This is a genomic window from Sulfurimonas sp. NWX79 (assembly GCF_039667035.1).
GTDB classification, from domain to species: domain Bacteria; phylum Campylobacterota; class Campylobacteria; order Campylobacterales; family Sulfurimonadaceae; genus Sulfurimonas; species Sulfurimonas indica.
This window is the reverse complement of the sequence record NZ_JALCZL010000005.1, coordinates 1-17,302: the sequence shown is the minus strand read 5'-3', so window position 1 is coordinate 17,302 and position 17,302 is coordinate 1. Positions and strand designations below refer to the sequence as shown.

21 protein-coding genes are annotated in these 17,302 nt (G+C 38.0%); 14 read left to right on the top strand and 7 right to left on the bottom strand.

All coding sequences use genetic code 11. The features are described 5' to 3' along the window. The first annotated feature begins 1 nt into the window (after position 1). The 8 genes from MNY27_RS03425 to MNY27_RS03390 all read left to right on the top strand — a co-directional run bounded on the left by MNY27_RS03425 (position 2) and on the right by MNY27_RS03390 (position 6,855). Positions 2-1,666, top strand: coding sequence for a flagellar assembly protein A (locus tag MNY27_RS03425; RefSeq protein ID WP_152183928.1), 1,665 nt, complete (start codon positions 2-4; stop codon positions 1,664-1,666). Between the two features lie 209 nt (positions 1,667-1,875). Then, positions 1,876-2,118: an XRE family transcriptional regulator gene (locus MNY27_RS03420; RefSeq protein ID WP_152183927.1), complete on the top strand. Its 243-nt coding sequence runs from the start codon at positions 1,876-1,878 to the stop codon at positions 2,116-2,118. Next, the gene (locus tag MNY27_RS03415) at positions 2,118-2,348 is read left to right on the top strand and encodes a hypothetical protein (RefSeq protein ID WP_152183926.1); all 231 of its coding nucleotides are present in this window, start codon (positions 2,118-2,120) and stop codon (positions 2,346-2,348) included. Before MNY27_RS03420 ends, MNY27_RS03415 begins: the two co-directional genes overlap by 1 nt. 61 nt (positions 2,349-2,409) lie before the next feature. Further along, complete coding sequence (locus MNY27_RS03410; protein WP_152183925.1) at positions 2,410-2,694, top strand: HU family DNA-binding protein; 285 nt, start codon at positions 2,410-2,412, stop codon at positions 2,692-2,694. A gap of 51 nt (positions 2,695-2,745) precedes the next feature. Beyond that, a complete protein-coding gene (locus MNY27_RS03405) occupies positions 2,746-4,251 on the top strand; it encodes a hypothetical protein (RefSeq protein ID WP_152183924.1) in 1,506 nt (501 codons plus the stop codon). After that, positions 4,232-4,621 (top strand): peptide-methionine (R)-S-oxide reductase MsrB, encoded by a 390-nt coding sequence (msrB, locus tag MNY27_RS03400; RefSeq protein ID WP_152183923.1) that lies wholly within the window; start codon positions 4,232-4,234, stop codon positions 4,619-4,621. Before MNY27_RS03405 ends, msrB begins: the two co-directional genes overlap by 20 nt. 5 nt (positions 4,622-4,626) lie before the next feature. After that, complete coding sequence (locus tag MNY27_RS03395; protein WP_152183922.1) at positions 4,627-5,169, top strand: peptidylprolyl isomerase; 543 nt, start codon at positions 4,627-4,629, stop codon at positions 5,167-5,169. 42 nt (positions 5,170-5,211) lie between these two features. Then, entirely contained in the window at positions 5,212-6,855 is a 1,644-nt protein-coding gene (locus tag MNY27_RS03390; protein ID WP_152183921.1) for an inorganic phosphate transporter, read from the top strand. Here the strand turns inward: MNY27_RS03390 and folP are convergent. The 5 genes from folP to MNY27_RS03365 are packed head-to-tail and all read right to left on the bottom strand — an operon-like array spanning position 6,850 to position 10,834. Continuing rightward, positions 6,850-7,992 (bottom strand): dihydropteroate synthase, encoded by a 1,143-nt coding sequence (folP, locus tag MNY27_RS03385; protein WP_152183920.1) that lies wholly within the window; start codon positions 7,990-7,992, stop codon positions 6,850-6,852. The genes MNY27_RS03390 and folP overlap by 6 nt on opposite strands. Next, positions 7,989-8,609, bottom strand: coding sequence for a DNA polymerase III subunit delta' (locus tag MNY27_RS03380; RefSeq protein WP_152183919.1), 621 nt, complete (start codon positions 8,607-8,609; stop codon positions 7,989-7,991). Before MNY27_RS03380 ends, folP begins: the two co-directional genes overlap by 4 nt. After that, positions 8,596-9,147 carry a HobA family DNA replication regulator gene (locus MNY27_RS03375; protein WP_152183918.1) on the bottom strand — a complete coding sequence of 184 codons (552 nt, stop codon included), beginning with the start codon at positions 9,145-9,147 and terminating at the stop codon, positions 8,596-8,598. The genes MNY27_RS03380 and MNY27_RS03375 overlap by 14 nt, the downstream gene beginning before the upstream one ends. A 4-nt stretch (positions 9,148-9,151) precedes the next feature. Then, positions 9,152-10,363, bottom strand: coding sequence for an aspartate kinase (locus tag MNY27_RS03370; RefSeq protein WP_152183917.1), 1,212 nt, complete (start codon positions 10,361-10,363; stop codon positions 9,152-9,154). Further along, positions 10,364-10,834: an RNA pyrophosphohydrolase gene (locus MNY27_RS03365; protein ID WP_152183916.1), complete on the bottom strand. Its 471-nt coding sequence runs from the start codon at positions 10,832-10,834 to the stop codon at positions 10,364-10,366. A gap of 76 nt (positions 10,835-10,910) precedes the next feature. Between MNY27_RS03365 and hemW the strand changes: the two genes are divergently transcribed. The 4 genes from hemW to queA are packed head-to-tail and all read left to right on the top strand — an operon-like array spanning position 10,911 to position 14,300. Then, positions 10,911-11,966, top strand: a complete 1,056-nt coding sequence (hemW, locus tag MNY27_RS03360; RefSeq protein ID WP_346391880.1) for a radical SAM family heme chaperone HemW — start codon at positions 10,911-10,913, stop codon at positions 11,964-11,966. 60 nt (positions 11,967-12,026) lie between these two features. Continuing rightward, the gene (tatB, locus tag MNY27_RS03355) at positions 12,027-12,458 is read left to right on the top strand and encodes a Sec-independent protein translocase protein TatB (RefSeq protein ID WP_152183914.1); all 432 of its coding nucleotides are present in this window, start codon (positions 12,027-12,029) and stop codon (positions 12,456-12,458) included. Then, positions 12,451-13,266: a twin-arginine translocase subunit TatC gene (gene tatC / locus MNY27_RS03350; RefSeq protein ID WP_152183913.1), complete on the top strand. Its 816-nt coding sequence runs from the start codon at positions 12,451-12,453 to the stop codon at positions 13,264-13,266. Before tatB ends, tatC begins: the two co-directional genes overlap by 8 nt. A 2-nt stretch (positions 13,267-13,268) precedes the next feature. Beyond that, complete coding sequence (gene queA / locus MNY27_RS03345) at positions 13,269-14,300, top strand: tRNA preQ1(34) S-adenosylmethionine ribosyltransferase-isomerase QueA (RefSeq protein WP_152183912.1); 1,032 nt, start codon at positions 13,269-13,271, stop codon at positions 14,298-14,300. Here queA and MNY27_RS03340 read toward each other — a convergent pair. Further along, on the bottom strand, positions 14,284-15,072 hold the full coding sequence (locus MNY27_RS03340) for a DNA-processing protein DprA (protein WP_152183911.1): 789 nt from the start codon (positions 15,070-15,072) through the stop codon (positions 14,284-14,286). The two genes, queA and MNY27_RS03340, sit on opposite strands and share 17 nt — an antisense overlap. Positions 15,073-15,074: 2 nt before the next feature. Beyond that, a complete protein-coding gene (locus MNY27_RS03335; protein ID WP_152183910.1) occupies positions 15,075-16,058 on the bottom strand; it encodes a divergent polysaccharide deacetylase family protein in 984 nt (327 codons plus the stop codon). 231 nt (positions 16,059-16,289) lie between these two features. On the opposite strand from MNY27_RS03335, the gene rpsF reads away from it, so the two are divergent. Both rpsF and MNY27_RS03325 read left to right on the top strand, forming a co-directional pair. Further along, positions 16,290-16,709 carry a 30S ribosomal protein S6 gene (rpsF, locus tag MNY27_RS03330; protein ID WP_152183909.1) on the top strand — a complete coding sequence of 140 codons (420 nt, stop codon included), beginning with the start codon at positions 16,290-16,292 and terminating at the stop codon, positions 16,707-16,709. Positions 16,710-16,739: 30 nt separating this feature from the next. Next, positions 16,740-17,302, top strand: a 563-nt coding sequence (locus tag MNY27_RS03325) for a single-stranded DNA-binding protein (RefSeq protein WP_152183908.1), incomplete at its 3' end; no start/stop codon positions are given.

Genomic DNA, 17,302 nt, shown 5'->3' with positions numbered 1-17,302 from the left:
GATGCCGACAAAAGAGCTTATCAAAACAAAGCATATAAAAGATGCGCTGAGTCGCTATGCTACAGATAATCTCCTTCCTATTTCAGAGTGTGATTTTACAATAAACAAAGTAGAAACACTTGTTCAGAACAACAGAAGCCATGAGTTTGAGCACTATACAAAAGAGCGCCTTCTTGAATACCTTGATAGAGACAAAATAATCAATGAACATGTCGAGTTTGCTCAGATATATACAATTACAGCTATGCAAAAAGAGAAGCAGGAAGTAGAGTTGCTCTATAGCATTGACTATGGCAGGTATGCAACACACCCTAAACTGATTCTCTCTCCTAAATCAAAAATACCCTACAAACTTTACAAACCTGTAGAGTTGTTACGACTTCTTTACATTGAGATAAATAAAATCAAAGCCTCCAATAAGATCCTCATCCAACTCTTTGATGAGAAAATGAAAAAAACACTCAAAAATTTTGTGAAATATCTCTATGCCAGTAAATTTACAAAAAAAGTAAAGATTCCTCTTTTTGAAGGAATTGAGCCTATTATCTCACGTGAGAGCAAAGTTATATTCTGGTTTAAAGAGAAAGAACATGACAGTATGATCATCGAGGTTGACAAAGATGAGATACTTATCGAGTACAAAAAACCGCTGTATGGGCGAAACGGTCTTAATGCTTATGGTAAAAACATTGATACTGTCTATGCCCAAAACTCTGATATCCATGTAGAGATTGACCCAAAATCTGTACGTATTGAAGAGGACAACAATTCAAAACGCTACATCAGTATCAATCGTGGTTATGTACACTATGATGGAGTAAAACTCTCCGTAGATAATAGACTCCGACTACATGAGATATCACGTAATAAGCATATTATTGACACGGAAGACGAGGGGAACAATATTGATATTATCGTAGCACAGCACGACACGACCAAAGATTCTATCGGTGAAGGTGTAGAGCTTGTCTCAGAGTCCATTCATGTTGAAGGATTTGTCGGTGCGAACTCAAGGCTTGAAGCCATGCAGCTTGAAATCAAAGGCGCGACACACCAAGACTCCAAACAGTATGCAAAATTTGCAAAGATAAACCGGCACAAAGGAACCCTGCGTTGTCATAAGGCAGAAATAGGTCTGCTTGAAGGTGGTATTATCCATGCAACAAAAGTCAATATCGAATCCTCTTTGGGCGGACAGGTTTATGCACAAGATGTAACGATTGGGCATACAAAGAACAACCTCAAGGTTTATGCATCAAACTCGATTACTGTTCGTTTGGCAAGTGGAGAGGACAATCTTTTTAAGATCAGCTATCAAGACATTCCTGTGCTCAAAGCAAAAATAGAGTACATCAAACAAGAGTTGGATGATTTAAAATACAAGTTAGAGCAGGCAAAACGTTTCAAGTACGACAATCTCAAACTTTTAGAAGATGAGATAGCCTCGCTCAAAGCAGAAGAAAAAAGTATTAAGAACTCCTACAAGAACGCAACTATTTCTGTAGAGCAACCTTTTCGAGGTCTCAATCACATAGTCTTTACTATTGATAAAGAGCATGAACTGCACTATAAAACAGATGCCAAAGCCTATCTTCCATTTCACCTAAAAATCGAAGAGAATAAAATCACCCTACTTCCTCCCGCAATTTCTCTGACAATCGAATAATTTTTTCAGCCTTCTTTTTTGAAGGCTATTTTTTTCTTACTTTTTTTTCTTATCAGAATACGGTTTTCCGTATAATATATATATTTTATTATATATTTAACACATTATTATTTGTTTATTATTCTATATTTATACTTTTTAATACAATTTAAACTATTTTATCTTAAATAAAATATATATTTAAGTATTAAAACCGTATAATCTTTTTTATGCAAATTGATGATCTGTTTAATATTCTTCATAACTCGATAGAGTCTCAAAACAACGGCAAGAAAATATCACTCAAAGATATGGCTAATGAGTTGGGTGTCTCTATGCGTACATATCAGGACTGGAAACTCGGCCGTGCAAAACCACAGGCAGCTGCAGTTGTTATGAAGATGTTGGGGAAGTTGGATGACGATGAGATCATTAGAGCAGTGAGAAAAATCAACAGACTAGAGGAAAAATAATGGGTGCGCTTACAAAGAATGAAAGAGATGGTTTAGAGGATGTATTTTTATCAATTCAGAGTGTCGGAAAGTATGAAAAGCTCAAAGATTTATCAGCTTTAATTATCTCTAAGCCTACAACACTCAACTTCAAAAAACTCCTTAAACAGGCACGATATGGACTAAAAGAAACAAAAATATCACATTTTTTACTCAAATATGCCAAAAAGAAGAAAAATTTAAGCAAATAAACTATAAAGTATCTCTAGCTGAATTATTTAATTCGGAAAATTTTAATCCAAGGGTAAATCTATGAATAAAGCGCAATTCGTTGAATTAGTACAAGAGTGCGGTAACTACAAAACTAAAGTAGAGGCTGAAGCAGCAATCAAAGCATTCACAGACGCAGTAACATCTGCATTAGTTAAAAAAGAAGATGTTTCTTTAGTTGGTTTTGGTAGCTTCACTGCTGCTTTACAAAAAGGTAAAAGTGGTAAAGTACCTGGTACTGACAAGACGTACACTACTCAAGATAAAATGGTTCCTAAATTTAAAGCTGGAAAAGGTCTTAAAGACCGCGTTGCAGCTGGTAAATAATTGTTGAAATACCACCGTTACTACCTTTAATGGTGGTATTTTATTCTTACTATGAAACTATCATTCCTACCTTCCTTTTTTAAAACAAAAGAAGAGGCACTTATTGTCCCTGATTCTTTGTTATTAAAAAAAATAAAATCACTTTCTCAAAACAGTAACTTAGTTGTCTTCTCTCACAAAGAGATTTTTCACCATAAAGAGAGCTATCCAATTGCTTTGATGATATATGATGACCTGCGTGGTATCTATATATTTGAGATAAAAGAGTGGTCTTATGATGATCTAAAAAATGCTACAGCAAGCAAAGCAAAGAGTGTAGAAAACTCGAAAAATACACTCGCTTTTGACAAAACGCACGCTATCATCAAAAAGAAGTTTAATGAGCTTTTACATAATGACGGTGTAGAAATTTTCAACTATCTTTTAATGGAAAATTTAAGTTCTGATGAATATGAGCACTTAAATGATTCATTACAGGAGATACTGCCTAAAGAGAAGATCATCTTTAGTGACTCTGATACTTCCGAGATATTTAAAAAACTGCAAAGTGCAGCACCGGAGGATCACACCCTTCCTCCAAAAGATGTTATTTTAGGAACGCTCTTTGTTCAATATGCTATTGTAAAGGCAGATACAGTATCTCTCTGCAATGAAGAACAAAGAGAGTTTATCGATAGAAAAATCTCTAGGTTAGAAAATCTTACAGCAGCACCAAAAAGCGGTAAAAGTTATACACTGCTGCTGAAATCCATAAAAGAACTCTTTAAAGAAGAACGAAAAAAGATCATTCTTATAAAACCGACTATCCTCTCTAAAGAGATCTTACACAAACGTTTCTTGGAGTTAATAGAGCATGCAATTATTGACATTGATTTGATGGCTTTTGAAATTTTAACCCCTGTTGAACTTGTCAACAGACATCTTATGAAATTAAAGATGCCATCACTCGAAGATACGCTTTATATTGATGAAAAACTAATGCAAAAGAGTTTTAATGCTGCAGATTTGATCATCTGTGATGATGCAGATATCATGCCTTCTCACTTTCTTGCATATCTTAAACATATACAAAAAAGGTCCGACTTATTACTTGTGAATGACAGCTCTCAAGAGGCAACATCTACATTTACACAAAGTTACCTGCCAACAGAGAGAGAGGTTCATTTTTATCAAACGAACCCTCACGCAAAAGCCTTACACCTGATCTCTTCACTACTCAAAAGTGCAGATCCAGCTGATATAGTCGTTGTTTGTAGCCAAGAGAGTAGAGAAAAGCTCCAAGAGGATTTAGATTCATTTATCGAAGATGAAACTCTCCTACTTGATGCATCTAAACATCTCACTGAACAAAAATTAGACTCCATACTCCTTACAACTTATGATGATATTGTAGAGTTGGAAGCAAAACATGCCATTTTGATGGACCTCTGTTTTGACGATATACAACGGCTCTTGTATGCATGCAATATTGCAAACCAAACACTCCATATACTTTACGAAGAAGAGTCTCAAGAAATAGAAAACTTAAAGGAAAAATATGAAAGTAATCAAGACTGAACAGGAATGGAGAGAGCAACTCTCCCCTGAAGCTTTTTATGTATGCCGTCAACATGGTACAGAAGCACCATTTTCTGGAAAATATTATGACAATAAAGATAAAGGCACTTACAAGTGCATCTGCTGCAAGACACCTCTCTTTGAATCCAGTACAAAGTTTGACTCAGGAACTGGTTGGCCAAGTTATTATGAAGCTATTGAGGATGCTGTTACTGAAGTAAAAGATATGAGCCACGGAATGATTCGTATTGAAGTGCGTTGTGCAACGTGTGACGCACACTTAGGACATGTCTTTCCGGACGGACCTGAACCAACGGGTCTGCGTTACTGCATAAACTCTGTATGTTTAGATTTTGAAGAAGAGGAGTAATACCAATGAAGAAAATCTTGTTTGCACTGCTTTTAGTGCTCAATATCAATCTTCTTGCAACAGAAAACCCACATGTAGTCTTAGAGACGACGCAGGGAAAAATTGAGCTTGAACTTTTTCCTGATGTAGCACCTTTGGCAGTCGAGAACTTTGTTACCCATATAAAAGAGGGCTATTACAATGGTATTGCATTTCACAGAATCATTCATAACTTTATGATTCAAGGTGGAGATCCAACTGAGACAGGACGAGGTGGAGAGAGTATCTGGCACAAAGAGTTCAAAGATGAGTTCAAACCAAACCTTATCTTTGATAAAGCCGGTATTCTTGCTATGGCAAACCATGGACCAAATACAAATGGCAGCCAATTCTTCATTACAACTGCACCCACTCCTTGGCTCAATGGCGGCTATACTATCTTTGGAAAAGTAGTAGACCAAGCTTCCATGAAAACTTTGATGAAACTGGGCGATGTCGCGACAACAGGAAGATCTGGAGGAGACAGACCACTAGAGCGTCAAGAGATTATAAAAGCATATATCAAGTAAAAAAAGACTATACTTTGCTTATAAAAAAAATGCGGAGCAAGCATGGAAATAGAAACAATAAGCAAACTTGAAAAAGAAGCTCTCAAGAAGAGTGGAACAGATTTAGCGCGTTTAGGGCTCGCTCTCTTTTTTATGATAGGTGTTCTTACCTATACTTTTTTAAGTAATGGCGGTATCTCTAACAACATGTTTTTAGCGATTGCAGCACTTATCGGTGCTTATATGGCTATGAACATTGGTGCAAATGATGTTGCTAACAATGTTGGTCCTGCCGTTGGTAGTCGTGCAATGACACTGACAATGGCCATTGTGATTGCAGCTGTATTTGAAGCAAGTGGAGCACTGATTGCCGGTGGTGAAGTTGTAAAGACCATTAAAAAAGGCATTATTGACATCTCCGCTTTTGGTGGCAATGCAGACCCGTTTATCTGGGCAATGATGGCAGCACTCCTAGCTGCTGCACTTTGGCTTAATTTTGCAACAGCTATGAAAGCCCCAGTATCTACTACCCATTCGATTGTCGGTGGTGTTATGGGGGCTGGTATTGCAGCTGCTGGCTTTAGCATCGTTTCATGGTCAACTATGGCAAAAATCGCTGCCTCATGGGTGATTTCACCACTTTTAGGTGGTGTCATTGCAGCTGCTTTTTTATTCTCTATCAAAAAGACCATCATCTTTAAAGATGATAAAATCAAAGCTGCAAAACAGTATGTCCCTGTTTTTGTTGCTCTCATGTCTTGGGCATTTGTCACTTACCTTGTTTTAAAAGGACTCAAAAAGATCTGGCCTCAAGTCGTAGAAATCCTTAACTTTCTTCCTTTGATCTCTATTGAAATGACAAAAAAACCATCTTTTCTAACAGCACTCATTATTGGTGCCATCGTAGGTGTTATTGTCTATGTTATCCTCAAAGGCAAACTTGCTGCACAGACAAATATCAAAAACTCTAAAGAAGCGGTCAATACACTCTTTACTATCCCTCTTGTCTTTGCTGCAGCACTTCTAAGCTTCGCTCACGGTGCCAATGATGTTGCAAATGCAATCGGTCCACTAGCGGCTATCAATGATGCTGTTGTTAATGGCGGTATCTCTTCAAAAGCGAGTATTCCACTGTGGGTTATGGGTGTTGGTGCTTTTGGTATTGCTATAGGTCTGGCACTCTATGGGCCGAAACTCATCAAAACAGTTGGTTCAGAGATTACCGAACTTGATCAGGTACGTGCATTTTCTATTGCTATGGCAGCTTCTATTACTGTTATCATCGCTTCTCAGCTTGGTCTTCCTGTAAGCTCGACTCATATCGCTATCGGTGGTGTTTTTGGTGTTGGCTTCTTACGTGAGTATCTGCATCTCACTGAAACTACAACAACTATAGAAGAAGATAAAGAACTCATTCAAGATGAGAAACATAATCTCAATAAACTCAAAACTGAACTGAAATCTCTTATTGGGAAAAAAGAGAAAGAGGTAGAAGATTATAAAAGAATCGTAGAGCTTTACAGACTGATAGAAAAAGAAGAAAAAGTCATAAAATCTGCGAAAAAACACATTAAACGGGTACAAAAAGTTCAATACGTAAAACGTGATGCCATTAAAAAAATTGTTGCAGCATGGGTAATTACAGTGCCTGCAGCTGCTGTTTTAGCCGCACTTTTATTCTTTACAATTAGAGGAATAATGCTATAACTTTAAAAGTGCCTCTTGCACTTTTAAAGCCTGTGCATGTTCATAAACATCATGCACACGTAAAACAGATGCTCCGTTTCTTATAGCTTCAAGATGAAGTGTCAATGTTCCAGGCAGTCTCTCTTCTACGCTTGAAGGAAAAATCTTATCTATCATTGACTTGCGTGAGGCACCGACCAGCAGTGGTTTTTGCAACGTTAAAAAATGCTCTAAGTGCTTAAGCAGTAAGAGATTATGCTCTAAGGTTTTCCCAAAACCGATACCAACATCCAAAACAATATTATCAATTCCAAAGCCCTGTGCTTTTTCTATACGCTTCGTAAAAAACTGATAAATATCATCAATGACATCGACATAAGAGGGGTTTTTCTGCATTGTCTGCGGATTTCCCTGCATATGCATGATGACAACTTCAGCTTGATACTCTGCAGCAAGTCTGCATACAGCATCATTTTGCAGACCTGTAATGTCATTGACAATGCTAAAACCTCTCTCTAGTGCATAAAAAATAGCTTTAGGCTCATAGCTGTCTATACTAAAAGTTACTTTTTCATAAAGTTTCTGCTCTTGTATCAAATCCACAATAGGTTTCAGACGCGAAAGTTCTTCTTCTACCGAAACCTCTGCTGCATTTGGACGAGAAGAGACCGCACCGATATCAATAATATCCGCACCCTCTTCGATCATCTTCTCAATACTTCTAATCGCATCAGAGCTTTGAAATCTACTCCCGGCGAAAAAACTGTCATCATTGGCATTTATCACACCCATGATTTTTGTCTGATACGGCTTCTTTGTTTTGGCAATGACCTTTAGCCTTCCTGCTAAATCTTTGAGTCCAAATGGCTGAGCAAGCTCTTTTCTAGCCAAAACTTCAAGTGCTTTTGTACTTGCTATAAGCAGGCAGTCAACTTTTGGCTCTTTTGCTATTACTGTCCCGCGAGGTACTGCCAAGTCTGCCCCTATTGAGAGCGCATCCTGTTTCAAGATATTTGCCGCACCTACATGCAGATCTTTTATCTCTATGAGATGTATCTTTGCCTTTGATGCCAAAATATGGATACCGCCGCCATCAACACCTAAGTTTTTCAGATATCTTTTGATATCGATCTCATTTGAAAGCTGCTTTACTATCATCCTCTCTCTCCCGCAAAGCTCATCAAAAGCATTGCAAAAACACTTTGCGCTCTTGCATTTAAATCTAGTAGACGATATGCCATATCAAAATTTTCCAACTGTTTTTCTGTGAGTATTAACATATCTACTACAGTTGCTCTATAAAAAAGTGCTTCAACTAATGCTTTTGCTTCGTTTTTAGAGACTCTGCTATGCTCTTTTAAAAAACGAAAGACCTCTTTATAATCCAACTTTGCAAGATTAATATCTAAAACTTCTTGCGTATGGTCCCCAGACTGTTTTAAAATAGGTAAACGTGAACGTACGGTAGGAAGTAGATTTGATTTTGTCGGAGAGATAATGATGAATTCAATGTTTTTTGGAGGCTCTTCTAAGAGTTTGAGCAGTGCATTTTGTGCAACTGCAGTGAATTCGATAGCAGCAATAATGATATATTTTGTTTGTGACTCACTGATATATGCCTCCCCAGTCACAAGCTTTGCATGTTCGATTTTAAAGTTCTCTTCAAAGAACTTCACAACCCGCAGCGGTTTTAACTCCTGCTCTAATCTCTCTATCTCACTCTCAATCTCGCTTGTGATAAGGATATGTCCCTTGAGAAGATTAGGAGCTTGCATCTACCTCTCCAAACATCGTTGCACTCAGAGATGCATCAAAAAGACGATAGAGCTGTAAAAGCTTGATGTCCAAGACAGGATCATACGATTTCAATGTAAAAGCATTGTTAAAATCTTCGTCAAATATCCAAAAATAACTCTCATCTTTTCTTTTTGCGATGTCACTTCTTTTGTCATCCCCTTTACCAATGTACCAAAAAAAGTAGTCATTTTTGTAAGAGAGTGCTATCATATCATCAAGCATATCAATCATCTCTCCACCACTGATATTATTGTAATGCGGATAGATACTCTCTATACTGATGATAGGAATGAGTGGACGATCAAAAGAGATAGAGTTGATAGCACTTAAGATGTAGTGCTCCAACCATTTTCGCTTCTCATCGGTAATTAAAATTACGGTTTTACCGTTAAGAATCTGTTCTAATGCAAAAGCGGTAGTTTTGGACCATTCAAAACGGTACTCTTCAAGCCACGAAAGACTCCCACCCTCCGCACGAATTGCATCAAGACTCCATTGGGCAAAATCAGGAAGCATAAACTTACTTATCTAACTCATATGCATTATGCAGACTTCTCACAGCTAGCTCTGCATATTTCTCATCGATTACCATCGATACTTTTATCTCTGATGTTGAGATCATATTGATATTGATGTTCTCTTGTGCCATTGTTGAGAAAGCTTTTGCTGCAACACCTGCGTGAGATTTCATCCCAACACCTACGACAGAGACTTTACATATATCTTCATTGTATGAATCATCTTCAATCTCACCGCTTTGAACAAAAGTATCTACAACTGCTTTTGCATCATGCAGATCACCAACAGCAACAGTAAAGTCAATATTTGTAGCACCGTCATGCGCTTTGTTCTGGATTATCATATCAACATTAACCTCAGCACCTGCTAATGCATTAAAGATATCACTTGCAATGCCTGGTCTGTCTTTTACACCCATCAAAGAGATACGTGCCTGATTACGGTCAAGTGCAATTCCGCTTACGAGTGGTTTTTCCATAATATTTTCTTCCTTTGTAATTAATGTCCCCTCTTCATCTGAGAAGCTACTTCTTGTTACTAAATTTACATTGAGCTTTTTTGCAAGTTCTACAGAACGGTTTTGAAGAACTTTCGCACCAAGTGAAGCCAGTTCAAGCATCTCATCATAAGAGATACGCTCAAGTTTTTTTGCTTTTGGTTCAATACGCGGGTCCGTTGTGAAAATCCCCGTTACATCTGTATATATCTCACACAGATCAGCTTTCAGTGCTCCGGCAATCGCAACCGCAGACAAGTCACTTCCCCCTCGTCCAAGAGTAGTTACATCTCCTTTGACATTCACACCCTGGAAACCTGCAACAACAATGATTTTCCCCTCTTTAAGAGCATTTTGCATTGTTTTTGGGTTAATCTCTTCGATACGTGCTTTTGTATGGTGTGTATCTGTTACAATACCTGCTTTTCTTCCTGTCATAGCCTCTGCTTCAAAACCCATCTCTTGCAGAGCAATAGATAACAGCGAAGCCGTTACACGCTCACCGGAGCTTAGTAGCATATCCATCTCTGCGCGTGCAGGATTTTTTGAAAAATGTTCTGCATATCCTACAAGTTTATTTGTCTCTCCACTCATGGCTGATACTACCACTACCACATCATTGCCTGCTTTTTTTGTTGCAGCTACACGATTTGCGACATTTTGGATGCGTTCCAAATCACCAACACTTGTCCCACCAAATTTTTGAACAATTAACATCTACAGTAATCCCTCTTTTTTAAAATAATTTATCACCGTCTCATACACAGGTTTTTTAAAATGTGCAGTATACCCCAACACTTTGTCAATATCTACAAACTTATAGTTTATAAATTCCGGATGTTTGGTATCTAGATCAATCTTTGCATCTTTACTCAACTGTATTAAAAAATACCGCTGTTTCTGGCCTTTGTAAGGCTTCATCTTCTTTGCTATCTTATCTGGAAAGTCATACGATATCCACTCCGGATACTCAGCAATTATCTTTGCTTCTGCAGTACCTATCTCCTCTTCCATCTCTCGGAAAAGTGCCTCTTTTACCTCTTCACCCTCATCAATCCCACCTTGTGGAAATTGCCAGATGTCGGTCAAGTCGTTACGTTGTGCAATAAATATCTCTTTTTTTTCAGGATAGTTCTCCGACAGAATGATCATTGCTACATTAGGACGATATTGCTCTTTTTTACTCATACCAACACCTATTTTAAATTGATGCGATTATACAGAAAATGCAATTAATATAAGTTTAGAGTGCTATAATTTTCTTATGCTTTTATACATTCATATCCCTTTTTGTGACTCAAAATGCTCCTACTGTGCCTTTAACTCCTATGTGGACAAGTTTCATCTCAAACGTGACTATATGATAGCCTTAGAAAAACAGCTCTCTTTTGAACTTGAACGTTTTGAAGCAAAAGAAAACTCTATTGAAACGCTGTTTATCGGTGGTGGTACACCTTCAACCATTGCACCGCAACTCTACACCTCTATTTTTCAACTTGTCAAACCATATCTGCGTGAGGATGCAGAGATAACAAGTGAAGCAAACCCAAACTCTGCGACAAAAGAGTGGCTAAAAGGGATGCGTGAGCTTGGTGTCAATCGTATCAGTTTTGGAGTACAGAGTTTTCATGAAGAAAAACTCAAACTGCTAAATCGTGCCCATTCCCCAAAAATGGCAGAAGATGCCATAGCGTATGCAAAGGATGTTGGATTTAAAAACATCTCACTTGATTTGATATATGCAACACAGGGAGATACAAAAGAGCTTCTTGCCTACGACATTCAAAAAGCCTTTTCCCTGCCTATCAATCATTTGAGTGCCTATGCATTAACAATTGAAGAAGGAACAGCTTTTGAAAAAAAACCGCAAATGGTCCAGGAGCATCTAGAGATTACTGAATGGATTTTTCAAACAATTGGGGAGCATGGATTTGAACAGTATGAGATAAGTAACTTCGGAAAATACAAATCACGCCACAATCTAGGCTACTGGAAATATAAAGATTATATCGGTGCAGGTGCTGGAGCTGTCGGGAAACTAGATAAGCATCGTTTCTATCCAAACCCTGATATTGAAAACTATATCGATAATCCCCTAAAAATGCGTGTAGAGAGTTTGGGAGATGAAGATATACGACTTGAAAAGATCTTCTTAGGTTTTCGTTCTTGTATAGGCGTAAATAAAGAGTTACTCACAGATGACGAGAAAATCAAGGCCTCTTTTTTGGAAGAAGAAAAAAAACTACTCTATAAAGAGGGGGTTTTTTATAATCCAGACTATCTTTTGGCAGATGAACTTGCTCTCTTTTTGAGTTCTTGAAGATTATTTAATCATTCTTTGGATAAAATTCAACATTAAAAATAAATATGAAGGCTAACTATGTTTGGTATGGGGTTTACCGAGATACTTCTTATCGCCGTTATTGCGATTCTTTTTTTAGGTCCAGACAAGCTGCCAAGCACAATGGTAGAGATTGCAAAATTTTTCAGAAGTGTTAAGAACACTATAGGTTCCGTAAAAGAGTCTCTTGAAGAGGAGATGAATGTTACAGGCATCAAACAAGAGGCACTTGCATATAAAGAAGAACTTTTAAAAGCAAGTGAAGGTCTGCATAAAGCAACAAATGTTCAGGCAGCACTTGGAGCAGAGATAGACAATATTTTAAACGATGATGACGAGCCTGCAAAAAAAGAGGTAGAAGCTCCAAAAACAAAAAAAGCCCCAAAAGAGCCTCAAGAGGTTACCTTCAAAAAAAAGAAAAAGAAAAAAGTACAAAAATTAGAAGATAAAGAAGGCAATACTGATGTTTGATGAACTGCGTCCTCACTTAGTAGAACTTAGAAAAAGGCTTGCAATATCTGCAGGAAGCCTTATCGTTATGTTCTTTGTTATGTTTTTCTTTCATGAACCAATACTCAACTGGATGGTCGAGCCTTTAAATACAGCACTCATTGAAGTAGGTAAAAAGTCTATTCATGCAGCAGACGGGATGATTACCACTTCACAAGTCGGGGGAGCATTCTTTGTCGCTCTAAAAGTCTCATTTTTCGCTGCTATTGTCGGTGCACTTCCTATCATTCTCTCACAAATCTGGCTCTTTATAGCACCAGGGCTGTATGCACATGAGAAAAAGATGATTATCCCTTTTATCGTCGGTGGAACATTTATGTTCTTAGTAGGTGTACTCTTTGCCTACTATGTCGTAACACCGTTTGGTTTTGATTTTCTCATTACCTTTGGTTCTTTTAAATTTACACCGCTTATCAACATTGAAGATTATGTAGGCTTTTTTACAAAGATTATGTTTGGTTTTGGTCTGGCTTTTGAGTTACCAATCTTTGCATACTTTTTAGCACTGCTTGGGCTTGTAGATGACAAACAGATGGCAGCATTTTTCAAGTATGCTATTGTTATTATCTTTGTTGTAGCAGCACTACTTACACCACCGGATGTTCTCACGCAGCTTCTTATGGCAGGACCGCTTATCATTCTTTATGGATTTTCAATCATAATCGTTAAGATTGTCAATCCTGCAAAACCGGAAGATGATGAGGATGAAGACGAGGAAGAAGAAGTAGAGGACGAAGCAGCTGAGCTAGAAGAGCCAAAACAAGAGTAAAAGTGTCAACACAAAAAGAACTCCTCACGCAGAGCTATGACTTCACACTTCCTGATGAACTCATAGCAACCCACCCTGCGCATCCACGTGACCATGCAAAACTTCTAGTCTATGACAGAACAAGCGATACAATTACACATACCTACTTCTATGAACTTGAAAAGTATCTACCAAAAAAGTGTGCACTTATCTTTAATGACACCAAAGTCATTAAAGCTCGTCTTTTTGGTAAAAAATCAAGCGGCGGAAAAATCGAACTGCTTATAAATAGAGCCCTAAATGCACATGATATTAATGTTTATATTCGGGGACGTGTAAAGGCAGGAAGCGAGATTTACTTTGATGCAGATTTAAAGGCAATTGTCAAAGAGCTGCGTGAAGATGGCAGTCGTATTGTAAACTTTTATCAAGATGATACACTTCTACGTTTCGAAAACCTGCTTCCAATCATCGATACTATCGGTCATATCCCTCTTCCACCATACATAAATAGAGAAGACAATGAAGAGGATGCCAATGAGTACCAGAGTGTATTTGCCAAAGAAGAGGGTGCCGTCGCAGCACCGACTGCATCCCTGCACTTTACAGATGAGCAGCACCAAAGAATCACGCAAAACTATAAACACGCCTATGTAACACTCCATGTCGGAAGCGGTACTTTTAAACCTGTTGAAGCAGAGGTCATTACTGAGCACCCTATGCACTCTGAATATTACGCTATTTCAAAAGAGGCTAAAGAGCTTCTTGACTCAGAGACGCCAATTTTATGTGTGGGAACAACATCGACCCGTACGGTAGAATATTATGCAAAACACGGACAGAAAACTTCAGGAGAAGCAAATCTTTTTTTACATCCGCACAACAAACCAAGCCGTGTCAACCATCTGCTGACAAATTTCCACCTGCCAAAATCAACACTGCTGATGCTCGTTGCTTCTTTTGTAGGTTTAGAAAAAACACAAGAGCTTTATGCAGAGGCCATAAAAGAAAAGTATCGCTTCTACTCTTATGGCGATGCTATGTTAATACTCTGACACGCCCGTTTTTTATCTCGACTTCACCAGAGAGTTCTGCTTCAAAAAGACGTGATGCAAATTGTTGTAAAACTTCCTCATACGCTGGATTTGTTCGGCAAAACTCTAAAAAATCATCACTTTTTACACTGCTGTGTTCTATATTTTTTTGGCCACAGATTTTTGTTACAAAAGCATCTATATCATAGATAGCCTCTGCTTTTTTTTCTGCCAAAAGTCTGTTTGTTCCTTCACTCTCTCCAATTCTATGAGGAAGAACATAGATTTTCTTTCCCATCTTAAGAGCATACTCAACACTTCGCATCGTTCCGGAATTCTCATCTGCATAAGCCACTATCAAAATCTCTCCAAGAGCAACGACCAGTTCGTTTCTAAGTACAAAGTTATACCTGTTTGAGGGTGTACCTGCTTGAAACTGACTGAGGATTAGTCCCTCTTGTTCAATATCACAGATAAGATTTTTATTGATTGTGGGATAGCGTTTATCTAATCCTGTTGCTGCTACCATTATGGTGTTTTTTGCACCTGCTGCTTTATGAGCAATGGCATCGATGCCTATGGCTCCGCCACTGACTATACATCTTTTGGCTTGGACTAACTTCTTCACAAGTTGCGTTGTTCTCTCACGTGCATACTGATTTGGTTTGCGTGAGCCTACTATAGCGATCTTTTGCTTCTTTAACAAGCCTACATTGCCAAGATAAAACAGTTCATTTGGATAACTTTTCATAGACTCTAAAGCCTCTATCTGAAAATCTATCTTCTCTATCATAGCTAATATATCTCGTTGATTAAAACCAAATCCACATCTCTAAAGAGTTTTTTTGATTCATAAAGCGCTTGGAGTGTATTTTTATGCGGATGTCCAATGGCTATGGCATGTCCATGTGCTTTTGCTACACTGATAGCCTTTTTGATCTGCTTTTTTATATATGCTTTATCATTATGATGATCCAAAAAGACATCTCGCGCAACATACTTGAGTCCAAAATTTTTCAACACCCTAGGCGCTTGTGTCTGTGCAGTTGTTCGACTATCTACAAAATGAATATGGTTTTTGTTAAATGCAAAAATCAATCTGTTCATCGCCACTTCATTTGAAGTGAACTTGCTTCCTGTGTGGTTATTGATATAAGCCACTTTAGGGAAAAGCTCCTTTATGTCATGAACACGCTTCAGTATTGTCTGCTGAGAATCTCTAACACGCATAGTATAGGGCTCTTCTTTATTAAAATTCATCGCTTCCATCGGAAGGTGCACCATATAAAAACGCTCATGAGCAGCTAACTTTGCAGAGTTAGGACGTGCCGGACTTGGTGGCAGAAAAGACATTGTCAAAGGAATAGCCAAACTTTTGATAGCACGCACTTGTGACTTTGTACTTACATCATCAATGATGATTGCAAGCTTTGGTTTAGAGACATAAAGTTTTGGTTTCTCTATTGGTATTTTTGGTGGATTTGCCAAAGCTTCATTCTCTATCTCATGAGAAGCAGAGTTATAAATTTTCGACTCTTTTTTGAGTACCTCTTTTAAACGCTTTTGAACACTCTTTTTTGCTTGTTTTTCCGGCAGTTTCCGCAATACCCGCTCTTTTTCAGCACTAGCTTCTATCTTCTCTTTTGCACTGCTAAAACCAAAATAATATCCAATCAACAGAGAACTTAAAGCTAATGCAATAAGTGCAAGTGCCCATGCAATATAGCTCAGTAGTTTAGAACTACTATGTTTTTTCTTACTTCTTTTTCGTTTTGCCATCTTAAAACTTTTATCAAATTTTTGAAACTATACCTTAAAAATATTAAATAAATAATTTTATTGCATTTTGTCATTCATTATTGACAGATAAATTTTATGTGCTTATTTTAAGCAATAGTTCTGTATAATTGCGCGTTCCTTTCTCTTTGTAACTTCATTTAGAAGCTATATTTAGATCCGAAAGGGAAACAAAAGCCTGCAAACAGGCATACCAAGAGGAGATCATACTATATGAGAAACTACGAAAACCTAGTAATCGTAAAACCTACATTTACTGCTGAAGAGATTCAAGCAGCTGTAAAAAATGTTGAAGAGATAATAACTTCTAATGGCGGCGAAATCGCAGCTACAGACGCAATGGGAATGAGAAAACTTGCATACCCAATCGAAAAAAGCGAACGTGGTTATTACCATGTAATCTACTACTCAGTAGAACCATCTGCAATCGCTGAAATTGAAAGACGTTTCCGTATCAATGAAGACCTACTTCGTTTTGTAACTATCAAGTATAGCACAAATCGTGAGGTAACTGCATGGAACGGTTTAGTTGAAAAAGCGAAAAAAGCAGCAGCAACTCCGGCAAAAGAAGAGACTCCTGCAGAGGAAGCTCCAAAAGCAGAAGAAGCAGCTACAGAAGCAGCAGCTGAGTAATAGCGTAAGCTATAAAAAGAAGGAAAACCTATGTTTAACAAGATAATTTTAGTTGGCAACTTAACACGCGATATTGAACTACGCTACTCTCAAAGCGGTATGGGGATTGCAAAAACTGCAATCGCAACAAGCCGTAAGTTTACTAGCAATGGTGAAAAAAAAGAGGAAGTATGTTTTGTAGATATCACTTTCTTTGGAAGAAGTGCTGAAGTTGCGAACCAATACCTGCGCAAGGGAAGTAAAATCCTTGTAGAGGGAAGATTAAACTTTGAACAATGGGTTGACCAAAATGGACAAAAAAGATCAAAACACTCTGTAATCGTTGAAACAATGCAGATGCTTGACTCACGCAGTGACTCTCAAGGTGGATATAACAATGCACCGATGAATGGCGGAGACTCCTATGGAGCACCAACGCAAGGTGAGCCACAAAGCTATCAAGCACCACAGCAACAGCCAAGCTATGGACAACCTGCACCGCAACAACAGCAGCAGTCGTCATACGCATCACCAGCACAGGAGCAAAGCCGTCAAATGCCAAGCCCAGCTGATGTACCTGTGATTGACATTGATGAAGATGAAATTCCATTTTA